Annotated in this window: 11 protein-coding genes; all 11 read right to left on the reverse strand. The window is 38.0% G+C overall.

The window, feature by feature from the left end; translation table 11 throughout:
* Window positions 1-246: 246 nt before the first annotated feature.
* A complete protein-coding gene (locus VEIS1202513_RS06540) occupies window positions 247-1,149 on the reverse strand; it encodes a lysophospholipid acyltransferase family protein (RefSeq protein WP_213467095.1) in 903 nt (300 codons plus the stop codon).
* 6 nt (window positions 1,150-1,155) lie between these two features.
* A complete protein-coding gene (lpxD, locus tag VEIS1202513_RS06545; protein ID WP_156719787.1) occupies window positions 1,156-2,187 on the reverse strand; it encodes a UDP-3-O-(3-hydroxymyristoyl)glucosamine N-acyltransferase in 1,032 nt (343 codons plus the stop codon).
* Window positions 2,188-2,218: 31 nt separating this feature from the next.
* Entirely contained in the window at window positions 2,219-2,749 is a 531-nt protein-coding gene (locus VEIS1202513_RS06550; RefSeq protein ID WP_060924947.1) for an OmpH/Skp family outer membrane protein, read from the reverse strand.
* A gap of 11 nt (window positions 2,750-2,760) precedes the next feature.
* Window positions 2,761-3,732 carry a coiled-coil domain-containing protein gene (locus VEIS1202513_RS06555; protein WP_213467098.1) on the reverse strand — a complete coding sequence of 324 codons (972 nt, stop codon included), beginning with the start codon at window positions 3,730-3,732 and terminating at the stop codon, window positions 2,761-2,763.
* Window positions 3,733-3,761: 29 nt separating this feature from the next.
* Complete coding sequence (locus VEIS1202513_RS06560; protein ID WP_060924949.1) at window positions 3,762-4,250, reverse strand: OmpH/Skp family outer membrane protein; 489 nt, start codon at window positions 4,248-4,250, stop codon at window positions 3,762-3,764.
* Between the two features lie 107 nt (window positions 4,251-4,357).
* Window positions 4,358-6,529 (reverse strand): BamA/OMP85 family outer membrane protein, encoded by a 2,172-nt coding sequence (locus tag VEIS1202513_RS06565; protein WP_156719789.1) that lies wholly within the window; start codon window positions 6,527-6,529, stop codon window positions 4,358-4,360.
* Between the two features lie 177 nt (window positions 6,530-6,706).
* On the reverse strand, window positions 6,707-10,993 hold the full coding sequence (locus tag VEIS1202513_RS06570; RefSeq protein WP_213467100.1) for a translocation/assembly module TamB domain-containing protein: 4,287 nt from the start codon (window positions 10,991-10,993) through the stop codon (window positions 6,707-6,709).
* A gap of 254 nt (window positions 10,994-11,247) precedes the next feature.
* Window positions 11,248-12,708 (reverse strand): TolC family protein, encoded by a 1,461-nt coding sequence (locus VEIS1202513_RS06575; protein WP_213467101.1) that lies wholly within the window; start codon window positions 12,706-12,708, stop codon window positions 11,248-11,250.
* Between the two features lie 42 nt (window positions 12,709-12,750).
* Window positions 12,751-14,010 (reverse strand): MlaD family protein, encoded by a 1,260-nt coding sequence (locus VEIS1202513_RS06580; RefSeq protein ID WP_213467102.1) that lies wholly within the window; start codon window positions 14,008-14,010, stop codon window positions 12,751-12,753.
* Window positions 14,010-14,768, reverse strand: a complete 759-nt coding sequence (locus VEIS1202513_RS06585) for an ABC transporter ATP-binding protein (RefSeq protein ID WP_024066737.1) — start codon at window positions 14,766-14,768, stop codon at window positions 14,010-14,012. Before VEIS1202513_RS06585 ends, VEIS1202513_RS06580 begins: the two co-directional genes overlap by 1 nt.
* 20 nt (window positions 14,769-14,788) lie before the next feature.
* Window positions 14,789-15,550, reverse strand: a complete 762-nt coding sequence (locus VEIS1202513_RS06590) for an MlaE family ABC transporter permease (RefSeq protein WP_119206302.1) — start codon at window positions 15,548-15,550, stop codon at window positions 14,789-14,791.
* Between the last annotated feature and the right edge of the window lie 27 nt (window positions 15,551-15,577).

Here is a 15,577-nt window from a genome sequence, read left to right on the forward strand (position 1 = left end):
AATCTGAATTCACGTTTACTATACACCAATATGTATTATACCCTATTTGCATAGGTGATACAAGGAATTTACCATATATTCAATGATTTTGAAAGTATTTTTCACATAATTAACTCTATATAAATTTAATTATAAATAGTACTTTATACACCGTAAAATAAAAAGAGACTTTACTATGCTTTATTCATGCGGCATCTAAATCGACACTGTACAAATACACATGTAAAATCTCTTTATATTTAATAATTAGCGATATACATCTGGCGGAGTTTCAATATGCTCGCCATAGAAACGACGTGTCCACTTCCAACGGTTATGAAGCCAGAACCAATCTTCAGGATATCTTCTAATATAATCTTCAATAAACTCATTTAAAAGCGTTGTTGTTACTGCTATATCACGTTTTTTATCATCTGTACGCTCCACATAAATTGGTGGATGTACTTCAATCTCATGCTTCTCAGAAAATGGACTATAATGTATTGTTACAAAAATGATAGGTACATCTTGCATACGAGCCAGTACAGCTGGTCCAGCAGCCGTCAATGTTTCATAACCAAAGAATGGTACAAGAACACCATCATCACCAGGATCCTGATCCATAATAAGGCCTAAAAAAGCACCTTTTTTTAGTTCATTGATCATTTCCCGCACACCAGTTTTATAAGTCACATGTTGGTGCATAATCTGACGATATTCATTGATAAACTTATCGGCATCACCATTCTGTTTCATAGCCACAGAAATTAACGGATACCCTTCCGAAGCAAGAACCCCCCCAAGGAGTTCCCAGTTGCCACTATGAACAGCCGCCAAGATTGCGCCTCGACCATTTTCTAAAGCATCATCTAAGTACTCTTTGTTAATAAACTCTACCATATCTTTGTATGCACCATCCTTAATTTCAGGATAGCGTAATACATCAATAATCATGCGACCAAAGCGTGTAGTACTAGCTTTCGCAATGCGTCGAGCTTCCTTGGGGTCATCGGTAATATTACAGAATAGAATTTGGCCTATCGCTAGGCGCTTGCGTTTAGGCGGCACTGCTAGCCACGCAATTTCACCAAGCAATGTACCAATAGCATATTGCAAACCTTTAGGTAATAAGCAAATAAAGGCACTAAAGATTTTCATAAACCTATACATGGATTATTAGCTCTCCTTCAGCTGTGCTTTCAAAGCGTCAATTTCTTTTTGTAGTTGTTTTACTGTTTTAACCATATCCGGCAAACGGTTTTCATAGGCTGCCAATTTTAACCATTCTTTATGTGGTCTCATAGGATAGCCCGCCATAATAGAATTAGATGGTACATTACCTGTAATACCAGTCTTTCCAGCAAATTGTACATTATCTCCAATTGTGATATGTCCAGTACAACCAGTTTGACCTGCAAAGATTACATGATTACCACATTTAGTACTACCTGCAATACCAACTTGAGCAATCAAGAAGCAATCTTCACCAATTTCCACATTGTGACCAAGGTGTACAAGGTTATCAATTTTTGTACCACGACGAACTAATGTAGATCCCATTGTAGCATTATCAATTGTTGTACAAGATCCAATCTCAACATCATCTTCAAGAATAACATTACCAACTTGTGGAATATGTGTATGTACGCCATTCTCTGTAGCAAAACCAAAGCCTTCGCCACCAATTACTGCTTTAGCACGCAATACAACGCGTTTACCTAAAATACAATTTTCATGAACAATAGCGCCTGCATAAATATCAGAACCTTCGCCAATACGCACATTATGTCCAATATAAACATATGGGCGAATTGTTACATTATCTTCAATGACTGCATTATCATTAATAACACAATAGGCACCAATAGAAACATTTTTTCCAATCGTTACATTTTCGCCAATAATAGCAGTGCTATGCACTTCTCTAGGAACAACAACAGGTGGATGGAAGAGTTCTAACACTTGTGCAAATGCTGCTTTTGCATTATCAACTACAATTTGAGCCATCGGTGCATCTGTCACTTCAGATTCAACGATCACAGCACCCGCTTGGCATAATGCAATATGTTCAACATATTCACCTACTGCAAAAGTTATGGATTGTTTTACGGCTTGTTCAAAGCTACGTGTCTCAGTAATAACAATAGATGCATCGCCTATAACACGACCACCTACTAATGTTGCGAGTTCCTGTAAAGTTTTTTCCAAGGTAAACTCCTCCCCCTGTAATAATCCTTAATTATTGTGCACTTTCCTCAGTATTAACTGCTGTAGTTTGACCTGCTTGTTGAGCATTTTGTTGTGCATCTTGTTGTTCTTGTGCTTTAGCCGCATTTTCAGCTTCTTTAATTTGGTCATCAGAAGCTTTGCCCATCTTCGCAATCAAATCATCAGTCACATCAGAGCCACCACCAACAACAGCACCTTTTTCGATAACAACATCAAGTTTTTTCTCTTTTACAAGTTCACCAACTTTTTGTTCTTGATATTGACGATATTCTTGTGCTTTTGCATTGGCAAAGGCGTTTAACTCTTGATTAGCTTGATTAAATACATTTTGTTTAGATGCTTCATCAGCGGCTGCAATTTTAGCATCCAACTCAGCTTTTTTAGCATTAATTTCTTTAGTGATTTCAATACCTTTTTCAGTGCTGTTTGCTACTTTCACGCTATCAACATAACCAATATTATTAGAACCACAACCACCTAAAACAGCCATAGAAGCCACTAAGGATGCACCTAATACTAAAGATTTAATACGTTTATTCATAATATAACTCCTTATTGAACTCGATAGGACGCTTTTACAGCATCAGTAATATCAAGCCCCTTAATATTACCACCATCATCGATGATGACTAAATCTAAATGTTGTTCCTCTGCAATAATTGCTACACGCATACGAACATCTTCTAAAATGGCCTCATGAAGTGCACTCACTTCAGCTTCCTTATCTGAAAGCTTTTTAGCCCAAGAATCATTCCAGTCCTGAGCAACAGGTAAGTTATTATTAGCAATAATAGATTGTGCTTGTTGTTGTACCATAGTATCCCGTTTTGCAGCCAACTCCTTTTGTAAAGATGCTGCATATTGGTTAAGCTCTTCTTGCCCTTTTTGTTGCATAGGAGCAAGTTCTGCTTGTACTTTAGCCTTAATAGAGTCCATATCTAGATTAGATGGTTTTCTCTTAGCTAATAACTCCTTCAATCGCTCCTCTTTCTTAGCCTTCTCTGCCATAGCTGCTTCTTTTTGTGCATCATCAATGTATACACGAGCATCATAAGCATAAAGATCTAACTGTAGATTAACGATTTCTAAATCATATTCATTAGGGCTAACTTTTAACTCAGCCAAATATTTTTGCGTAAGTTCGTTTCGTTTTGCATTTAATTGCTGATTCAATTCATTTTCTTTTGTTGCAATACGAGTTTGCAATTCCACCGTAAGAGCATCTGACAAGGTTGAATCTAATGCAAGAGATTTCAATTGTTCCTCTTGTGTCTCTGACTTGGCATTTAGAGCTTGTTGTTCAAGTTCATACTGACGTTGTAAAAGGTCCAATTCATTTTTAGCTTGTTTATAATCCTCATAAGAAGGATTAAACTCTAATACATCATCAATACGTACAACACCTATTGATACCCCATCAGGACTCTGCTGACGATTCGTCACAAATCCATAGGCCCAAACCATAGCACATAATGCAACAACGAGAAATATGGCAAATCCGATATATCGTTTTTTCCCGTTCATTGTCGTTCTCCCTTACATAGAACTACAGTTTATTTTTTCGCATCATTAGCTAATTTTTTCAATACTTGATCTGTAATATCTACACCACCATATAATACAGTGTCTTTAGTCATTACAACGCTAAGGCCTTTTGCATCACCCACAGCTTTTGCTGCTTCCATCGCTTTATCTTGAACGGATTTAGCAATTTCTTGATCTTTTTTTGCTAAGTTTTGACGTGCTTCTTCAGCTAATTTTTGTTTAGTCGCATCATCTTGTGCTGCATCAATTTTTGCTTGTGTTTCTTGTTGTAATTGGCTTTGATAGCTCATATATTCTTGAGCTGCAGAGATATAAATTGGATTATCTTGAGACATCATACGAGATGTATCGATAACACCAATTGTGCTGTTACCACTACTACCAGTTGGCGTAGCCATTTGAGTATATGCCAATGCACCAATACCGATAATAAAAATAGCAGCAATGACGATGGAGAAAATTTTCACATTCGCCTTGTTGTTCATCATTCGCATCATAATAGAGTGCCCTCATTTCTTTAAATTACTACATCAAAGGATGCCATATAGAGATATTGGTGAAAGCCTCTTTAGAAAAGAGGCCTCCACCATATACATTTACTATATTAGAATTGTGTGCCGAAGCTGAAGTGGAATTTATTTTTATGTTTACCCACGCCATAATCAAGTTTAACTGGGCCAATTGGTGTAGTAATACGAACACCAGCACCAACACCATAGTTAAATGTTTTCTTGCTATTGTACCAAGAAACATTTGGTGCATCCCATGCATCACCGATATCAGTGAACAATACACCACTAACCTTTTTAACGATTGGGAAACGGAATTCCAATGTAGCATTGTACATATACTTACCGCGGAATTGATCATCTTCGTAACCACGTAAGGAGTCTGCACCACCCAATGTGAACAATTGGCTATAAGGAGCATCACCTTGGATAAAGCCACCACGTGCGCGGAATGCCAATACATTCTTAGCACCTAGTTTTTTATACATACGTGCTTCAGCTGTGAATTTGTAGAAGTCGAAGTCACCGCCTAAGCCATGACCAGCCCATTGTGCTGTATAAGAAATACGACGACCACGTGTAGGTTCATAAATATTATCACGGGAATCGTATACCTTTTGCCATGTAATGGAATTGATACGACCAAAGTTTTTATCTACATATTTATCATTTGCAAAGTTGTAGGAACCATTATTCCAATTTTTACCTTTGCCCGCATTTTTGTCATAACGGAAGCCAGAGCTGTCATCATCATCCCATTTATAAGAATCTTTACGGGATTCAAGAGTCAAGTAATCACGAGTATATTCCCCTGTTTGACGACCGAAGGAAATATTGAAACCACGAGATTTCTTGTTATATTCAGCTACTTCATTACCGTCTTCGTTGTAATCAGTGTATTCATCTTCACGGTTGAAGAAGGAGAAGCCAAGAGATGTACCTTTGCTATCAATCCAAGGTTTCAAGTAAGAGATTTGGTAGTTTTTATATTTTTTCTTACCACCGATTTCCCAGTGAACTTTGAATTTATCACCAGTACCACGGAAGTTATCTTCACCAAATTCAATGATACCCATCAAACCATCAGATTTGGAGTAACCTGCACCTAATGTAATAGTACCTGTTTTATGTTCCAAAACATCGATTTCAATGATTACATTATTAGGATCTTGATCGCCAGGCAACATGCGAACATTTACATCATCAAAGAAGCCTAGGTTGTATACGCGTTCTACAGAACGGCGTACCAAGAATTTATTGAAAGGTTTACCTTTCTTTTGAACGAATTCACGAGTAATAACTTTATCGCGTGTTTTCTTGTTACCAGCAGGAATAATATCCTCTACAATGCCTTCCACGATATGTACATGAAGCACGCCTTGATCATCTACGCGAATACCATCAACGTGTGCCAACATGTAGCCATCACGAGCATATGCTGCATTGATACCTTGAACCTTTTGGCCTACATATACAGAGTTAAGAACTTGACCTGGTTGAATGTCCATGAATTTAGTCAATACTTCAGAAGTATAAACTGTATTACCTTCGAAAGCCACGCCAGTAGTAATCGGATTTACTGTAACAGCAAAGTCCAATTTAACGCCTTCAGGTACTGTAGTAAATACAGGGTTTACTTCAGAGAAGTAACCAGTATTACCAAGGTTAGTTACGTCTTTGAATACACCATCAACAGATACAGCATCGCCGATTTTTTCTGTCAAGATAGGCAATAATTGTGCTTGTTGTTCAGCTGTTACACCAGAAATAGATAAACCAGTAATCAATTTACCTACATATGGATTAATAGTCTCAGCATTAGCAGATGTAACATATTGAGCTTCTACAGTTGTAACAGCTTGAGTTTGGCCATTTTCAGCAGCCTTATCAAGGTCAGTACCACCAGTAGTTTTAGACACCATTTTTACTTGTTTGTCATCTGTTTTCAAAGCAGCATTATTGACTGTAACAGTTCCGTCAGAACCTTTAACTACAGTACCATCGCTAGATACAGTTGTATCACCACGAGCTGCTAAGATAGCTGCATCAGTTTCATCTTGTGTTGTTGCAGGTGTCGCTGCATCAGCATTGTAAACAGCTTGTGTAGTAGTAGCATCATTAGTAGTTGCTGCACTAGTTGTTGTTGTGTTATTTAAATCTGGAGTATAGCCAGCTTGTACCTCTGCAGCAAATACACTGCCTGTCCCCATGACAGCAGTCAACACAGATGCTGCAAGCATACTTTTATAGGCTTTTGGTTTAAACATAAATTCCTCCTAGAACTCATCCCCATAAAAAGTTTACATCTTGTTTTATAAAGACTAATAAATCTTTATTATTATAGCATAAAATACTGGGAATGAGTACTATATTAAACAAATTTTATGAAATTAATATGACTAGAATGTGCATACCCATGGGATTTGCACACTCTAGTCATAAACTTAAAAGCTTCTTGTCCAACGACCCCCTAAATAATTGTTTCCTTGCGATGTATGCCATGCAGTAAACTTGAGGTTTCGTTTTACAGAATACTCTACACCATATTTATTTTGTTTATTATTGATACCTTGAGAATAAGTAAGCATTACCTTTGGCACAATATACTTGCCAATTTCAATATTGTAATTACCTGCCGTTGCCCTATTAGTTGGTTCATCAGGATCAATGGAACCTGTCGTAATATTAATCCGATCTAAACCTAATGTATTTTGCAATGCATCTTGCACATAGCCAAAGGCAAACATTTGTAACCCTGCTGTAGCAACAGCATTTACATCATCATTTGTCAATGTACTGCTATTTGAATCTGCCCCACGACCAAAGGTTAGCATGGAAATAATTTGCTTTCTAGACAAGCTAGGATTAGACGACAAAGTAAGATCCATATGGTCTACAGTCCCTTTTACACCAAGCATAATATTGTAGTTACTTACATTCGTTTCAGCCTCTAATTGTAAGTTTGGTAAATAAGAGCCACTTACAAAGTGTGCATTCCCCTTCGTAATATTAAATACATGACTTAAGTATTTGAATGTACCAGATTTAACATCAAACTGGCCACTAGCAGTTGGGTTTTGTAATGTGCCACCGAAATGAACATCACCACCGATAAACATGTTATATAGAGTTCGATCATATAAGCGTACTCCTTTGCCAGCATGAATATTAACATCTACACCCATATTAGTACTACTTTCACTAGACTGTAAAGAAAGAGGAATCTTGAATTGGATGTTTTCTAGGTCCAAATTACCTATCAAGGTAGGTAATCCATCACGTTCTGCAATGTAAAGTTCCCCATTTAACGGTCCCTTAATATATTCGCTACCTACATCTAAACCATCTAGTTGAACGGCAGCCTTATAGTTAGTAAGCTCATGGCCAGACCAATTTACCTTAGCAGCTAAACCTGCACTACCTTTACCCATGGTAATACGGGATTGGAAATCACCTTGCTGTCCTGAGAAGATTAAGTCTCCATCAATCCCTGTAATTTCACTATCTACATTAGCCAGCTTCATAGTGCCATTACGTACAGAAACCGTACCATATGCTTCTGGTTGATCTATAGTACCAGTAAGTCTGATTACCCCTTTTAACGGACCGGTTGCATCCTTAACACTCGTAGTAACAAGAGGAATAACAGCCATATCAGCTTCGTTAAAATCGATAGTTACGTCCATAGATTTAGCATTACTAGCTTCTATGTAACCAGAGGTATAAAGTGCAGCCAATGGAATCTTGCCATAAATACTAAGTTTATAGCCACCCTTAGCACCTTGAATACGCTGAATTTGAATGACATGATCTTGCATTGTAGCTAACGCAAAGCCTTCATCAATGCCAATTCCATTGAACGAACCGGACTCTACTGCTCCGGACAATTCAACCTTAGGATTTTTCGTTTCGCCAGTAACATTCACAACACCAGTTACCCAGCCTGTTGCCTGAATATCCTTACCTATGAGTGGCAAGAACGGCACTATATCGACATCCTTCAAGGCTACTTGTAAATCAGTTTGCCCATCCAGATCCAAAGTACCACCCATTGCAATAAGTCCTTCATCAACAGGTAGTTTTAAAGTGGTAATTTTAAACTTTCGATTAGCTAGACTAGCATCAATCGTTGCATCACCAACAACCTTATCATCAATAGTAACGTCGCTAATTTTACCATTCACAGTAACACTTGGATTATCCTTTGATCCTCCAAGCTCAACAGAGCCATTTAACTGTCCATCAAGATGTTCATTAGCTCGATCTAGTAATGCCAATAAATTCTTTACACTACCATTGGTAACATCTAAAACACCAAATAATTGTTTGCTATCGTCAAGCTTCATGCCACCTTTAGCAACATAACGCCCACCATTTGATTCAGCAAAAGAGAAATCTTGTACATTTACAACGGATTTATCTGCATAAACATGACCATGAATATCCGTCAATAACTGTCCATTAATGGATAAAGCATCAGATAAAATATAGCCATTGAACTGAGGGTTATCCATAGAGCCTGTTATAGTACCGCGGCCTGCTAATAAACCATCTACCTTATAATCGGTATTGATGAGCAATCTACCCATATCGATTTTCTTACCTTCAAAATCAATATTAATAGCATCTTTCGACACAGTGCCGCCACCAGTAATAGTCGCACCATAACCTTCGATATCAAAACGATATAATTCTAATCTTTCATTTTTATAGTTATACTTTGCAAAAGCATTAGTTATAAGCTTTCCATATGCAGACCCATCCCATAAATGAGCTCGGCCTTCTACAATAGGATTGGCTACAGTCCCAGTTATATGGTTATCAGTTTCAAACCATCCTGTAATAGGAATATCGGTTACAGGACGAATTAGATTTTCAATACGTACAGCACGAGCTTTAGCATTTAAATCTAGGGCGTCAGTATTGATATTATACCAACCGGTAATATCATAGCCACCACTACCGTCACCAATATGACCATTGGTAATTGTTAGAACATGATTGTCTAAAGTAATATCACTATGAATATCATTAAAATGAGCACCCTTATAGAGAACCTCTTGTCCCCATACAGTACCAGTCACATTAGGATTATCTAAGGCGCCTTTTACATTAATAGATGTGCTAACAGTACCAGCAACATCTTCACCTATGATTGAACTAAGTGATGTTAACGGTAACGCATTACCAGAAATTGTGGCATCCACTTGACCATTTTGAATAGAACCATATCCACTAAAGGATCCAGTTCCCATATTTCCAACCATAGTTATATTGGTAAGATTGTCACTATGGGTTAGATCCGCTTTTACAGAATCCAACACTACACCACGGACCCCAATCTGATGGCCTTGAATAGCGCCTACAAGATCCGTAAGTTGATTATTCTTTCCCAAAACATGGACTTCTCCATCAACTGTCCCTGTAATAGGCATCGTCAAATCTTGTGTGAAAGTATCTAACGATAAAGCATGAACATTAGCAATGGCGTCAAAATCACCTGTATCTACGACGTATTGACCTTTAACTTTAGCATTACCAGCGCCAATAGATAATTGAGCATCATCGATGCGAACCAATCCATTATCGTATACTACATTTCCTTGTACGCGGTCCACACGGTACCCTTTATAAGAAATACCATCACTGCCTATAGTTGCATCTACCCGCGGCGCTACAGTAGTGCCTCCAATATGAGCACGACCACCGACAATACCAGTAACCCCCACATCGGTAATGGCTTCTAGATTCACCTTATCCGCTACAACATTAAGGTTGAGATATTCTTCGGCTTTCCCCAATGTAATAAGACCATTGAGCTTCGCTGCTTGATCATTGATACGCCAAGAGCTATGGCTAATAACAATTTGGTCATGATTGAGCATAATACGACCTTCACCATCAGTGATGGTATACATCGTATTGCCCCGCTTATAAGTGCCTGTTAAACCTTTAAAGCCAACATTGCCACTCATAATATATTGTCCATCTTCACTCTTAACATTGAGATGTAAATCTTGTAATTTCCCCTTCGTTACAACAAGATCTTCGCGCAGTGGAACAAAGCTCATAATACCAGCAGTATCAATTTCATCGGCTTGTACAAAGACATCAAAATTAGACACATCGTCCATATCTATTTTGCCATTTACAAGAACAGATGAACCATCTACATCGGCAGTAAATGCCCCTTTGGACATACCACTCATATTAAGAGCAACGGTGCCATCAAGTTTTTCAATATCGCGTTTAACGCCATCTTTAGTGCGCAGCGCTACATGACCATTATTAATGGTAATATCACCATCAAAACTACCCGATTTATTCGGATCAGATGGTTTAACTAACTTTTCTATACTCCAAGATCCATCGTTCAATTGCCATATGTGAAGATCAGGTGCATCCACGGTAACATTGGATATAGCTGTCGCCCCTGATGTGTTACCCCCAATTATACTTGGTAATGCAGATAGTTTAACCCCAACAGCTACATCTTGTGCCGTCCCTACTAAGTGACCATCCCGATCTTTAATCACCACATCTGATAAAACTACATCACCATTCCAATTGATACGAAGAGAATCATAGTCCACAGATCCGTTTATGGTATTATTTACTTGTTCTTTAACCATAGGTTCTACATAGGTCTTAGCTATAGGGTTTATACTAGCACCAACTGCAGATAATCCTAAAATTGCAGCCCCTATGAGACACCACTTTTTACGGGTCATAATGATCTCCCATACACATTATGAATAAAATAAATATATATACTAATCTTACCACACACACAGTAATAACTATAGTATTTTAAGGGTAAATTTTATAAAACTAATATATTTTTTTACTAATCATTTTCTACAATAACTACAGATAAAATTATTTAAACATTACCATAACATAAAAATGAAAATATACAATGAATCTACGCTCTATAAATCTATAAAAAAAAAAGACGACCGAAGTCGTCTTTTTTAGTATCCAATTATTGATTACCACCAAGTTGTGCTAGTTGTTCAGCTGCACCACTGTTTGCAATAATTCCTGCGCCTTGTCCAACTGGAGTATTCAATGGAACACCTGTCAATTGTTCAAGAGCTGCAATGCTAATATTGTAATTATAAAGAGCTTGTACATAGTTATTACGAGCATCTGTTAATTTAGTTTCCGCATCGAGTACATCAAGGTTTGTACCAACACCTGCACGATAACGAAGTGTAGCAATGCGGAAGCTTTCTTGACCTTGAGCAACTGCAGTTTGAGTGCTTTGGATTGTTTGCTCTGCAGACCGCAAGTTCAAGTATGCTTTTTGTACTGCTAATAATACAGCATCAACAGTAGCTAAATTAGCTTCTTTCGCTTGTTCAAGTTGAGCATTAGCTTTTTTAATGGCATTTTGCGTAGCACCGCCATCCCATAAGCTCCAAGATGCAGTAGCACCTACGCTCCAAGATTTAGTACTTGTTCCAAAGTACCCATCTAGATCTGCATAGCCACGACCTGCTTTTACAGCTACAGTTGGTAAATAACCAGATTTAGCAGATTTTACAGCTTCTTCTGCAGATTTTACATCAAGTGCAGATTTAACAAGGGCTGAACGGTGAAGTAAAGCATATGCCTTAGCTTGTTCTAATGTAACATTGTAAGGTTTATATTGTAAGTCATGTTCTGCTGTGTTAATAGCCGTTTGTACAGGGTATGCAATAACTTGATTTAAACTTGCTTCTGCTAAATTTGCAACATTTTGAGCTTTAACAAGGTTCGTTTCAGAGTCAGCAAGATTTGTTTTAGCAGCCAATACATCAGAACTAGCTACCAAGCCAACATTATATTGAGCTTGCACATTTGTTACATGACCTTGGTAATCTTTAACAGCTTGTTGAGCTACATCAACAAGATTACGGTTCATGATCAATGTATAATAGCCACTAATAGCATCGTATTTTGCTTGTTGCAATGCTTCTTCATAGCTAGCGCCAGTACCTTCACGGGTATAACGTGCAGAATCAATACTTGCATCAAGTTGAGGATTAAATACAGGAGCACTAATGGAGAAGTTATGGCTACCGGATTTACCACGTCCAGTATCACCGCCTGTTTTTTGAGCAGACCACCCATAGCTAACACTAGGGTTCTTAGCTGCTGCTACTTGGCTAACTGCAGATTTAGCAGCTTCATAACCCCATTTAGTTTGTTTTGCAGTACGGTTATTAGCTAATGCCAAATCTATAGTACGAGACTCATCGAGGTCCAATTTGCTCTCATATGTTTTGCTATCTTGAACAGATTTTTCAGCTAATTGCTTTTGTGTTAATTGAATAGCTTCTTTTTGATATTTGCTTAATTGGTCTCCATTATTAACGGAAGTTGTAACTACATCAGCAGCCATTGCACCTGTAGTAGCCAAGGAGAGCATTACACCCAAGGATAAAACCTTTTTATTCATAATATGTACCTCCATACTCACCTAAAGTGAATGTATTAGTCTTTAAAATACTTGTTTGATACCAAAGTAGGTACCGCCATTCGTGGAACCGAACGGTCTGGTCATTTGAATAACCCCATAAGTATCTTTATGTAAACGTATATCACTACGAATACGATATTTACGATGATTAAGATCATACATAGCAGCAGACAAGGATACAGGACCACGTAAATTATAATCTACGCCCACACCCAATTCACTTTCAAAAATACCACCACGTACTAACCATTTCGGACTAACAAATTTTCCTGCATTTAAATCGAATTTTGTATCATCCCCAATATTGGATAGTCCAATTTCTGCCATACCTTTATCATTATAAGCACGAACACGACCATTGATACGGAATTCATCATCTGTTGTGTTATATAGTAAATCTACAGATGGCTCAACTTTAGTTGATGACTTTTTTTCAACATTATTCCCGTCTGCAACATTACCATTTACATCAGTTTGGTACGCTTTACCACCCATCAATTTATTGATACGAGCAGAAATTTGTGCCGTATTATGTAATGTTTCCTTAATATTTTCTTGTGCTTTAGGATCTGTTACTGTAGATTCCATAGAACGAGCCATATTATCTACACGATCCGTAGTTTGTTTTAAATTAGTCAAAATAGCGCGCATATCATTGCCTGCATTACCATCTGCATTAAATTGTTGAGCAGCTTGATTTAGCTGTGCAGTTACATCAGCCATATTTTGTGTAATCGCTACTGCATTATCAGCCATTACAGCCGTAGATTGCAGGGAATGCTTAAGTGCATTTTGCGTTGCTGGATCACCAATAATATTATTGATGGACTGCAACATTTTTTCGGTGCCATCCATTAGTTTTTGAGCACTTTGCATAGCTTTATCCATAGCATCTGCACCTTCGCCCTTAACGGAATCACCATCTTGTAAATATACTGTAGAATGACCAGGTGAAATTTGGATAAATTTATCGCCTAAGAAACCATCTGACCCTAAAGTAAATATAGAATCACTTGGGATTTGTGTTTTTTCATCAAGCTTCATTTTTACTACCACACCATGCGGTGTAATCTCAATATCAGAGACATTACCGATAGCTACACCAGAGTATTTAACTTGATTGCCATTTTTTAGGCCATTAACTTGAGCAAAATCACCAGTAATTGTCATTTGCGGCTTAGCCCATATATCAATACGGCCTACAAACAGTATGCCCGCAATAAATAATGCTATACCTATTATCGTGAAAGCCCCTACCTTGGCCTCCGTCGTCCACTTCATTATACCTCTCCCATCACAGATACGTTAATTGGTTCTGCTTCACCATGAATAAACTGTTGTACCTTTTTATTTGTAGAATTCTTAAAGTCTATTGTATCAGAAATTTCCACAAATTTCCCCTTATCAAGTAAAGCTATGCGGTCTGCTACATAAAATGCAGATTGCATATCATGCGTTACAACGATAGAAGTACAACCGAGCCGTTGCTGCATTCCCTTAATCAACATACTAATCGTACCTGATGTAATAGGATCTAACCCGGATGAAGGTTCATCATAGAGAATTAAACTCGGATCTAACGCTATGGCACGAGCTAAGCTAACACGCTTCTTCATGCCTCCAGATAATTCGTTAGGCATATAGGATTCATACCCTTTTAAACCGACCCAATCGAGTCGCTCTGCTACAATGCGTTTTATTTCATCATCTCCTAAGTCCGTATGCTGACGTAAGCCAAAGGCTACATTTTCACCTACCGACATAGAGTCAAATAATGCAGAGTATTGGAATACCATCCCCATTTTTCTTCGTACTGTATTAAATTCATCTTCAGATAATGTTGTAATATCTGTGCCATCTACTATAATCTGTCCCGATGTAGGACGCTGCAAGCCAATCAATAAGCGAAGTAGTGTACTTTTACCACTACCACTACCACCTAATATGACTAACGTCTCCCCATCATCGATGGTGAGATTAATAGAGTCTAAAATCACACGTGACTCATAGGCAACTACAACATTGCGTAGTTCTATCATAAATCCCTCTAATGTATCTACTAATATAACAAGGTAGATAAAAAGTAATTTAATACAAATACTAAAATGATACTAGTTACTACAGAACTAGTTGTGGAGAAGCCAACTGCTTCAGCGCCCATTTTAGTTTCCATCCCCTTGTAAGCACCTACCAATGCGATGACAGCACCAAATACGCTAGATTTCAAAAGACCTAGTGTAAAGTCTGAAATGGTAGAAAACATTTGAATAGAATCTAAATAAGTACTTGGCGCCAGACCTTTGATAGCAGTAGCTACAAAGTAACCACCTGCAATACCAATGACTACACCATAAAATGCCAAAATAGGCACCATAATCATACATGCTACTACACGAGGTACCACGAGATAACCAACAGGATCGACAGCCATAACACGTAGCGCATCAATTTGTTCAGTTACCTTCATTGTACCAATTTCAGCCGTGATAGCGGCACCAACACGGCCGGCCAGTACAACCCCTACTAAAATAGGTCCTAACTCACGACCCATAGCAACAGCCATAAGACCACCCACAGTGCTTTGAGCTCCATATGTAATTAATACATCTGTAATCTGTAAGGTCATAACCGCCCCTGCAAATAGTAGCGTTAAGCTAATAATCGGCAATGAATCTACGCCTAGGTGAGCCATCTGCTGGAATACATGCCACAGATTAATCATTTTCAGTTGTTTTATTGTTTGCCACACTAATAATGTAGCACTACCCATCTGTGATAGGCCATGTATTACAACACGACCTATCGATTCAAGCCAATTCAACAGTCTAGCCCTTTCCCCTTACATTTT

Source organism: Veillonella orientalis, from assembly GCF_018406505.1.
Lineage (GTDB): Bacteria > Bacillota > Negativicutes > Veillonellales > Veillonellaceae > Veillonella > Veillonella nakazawae.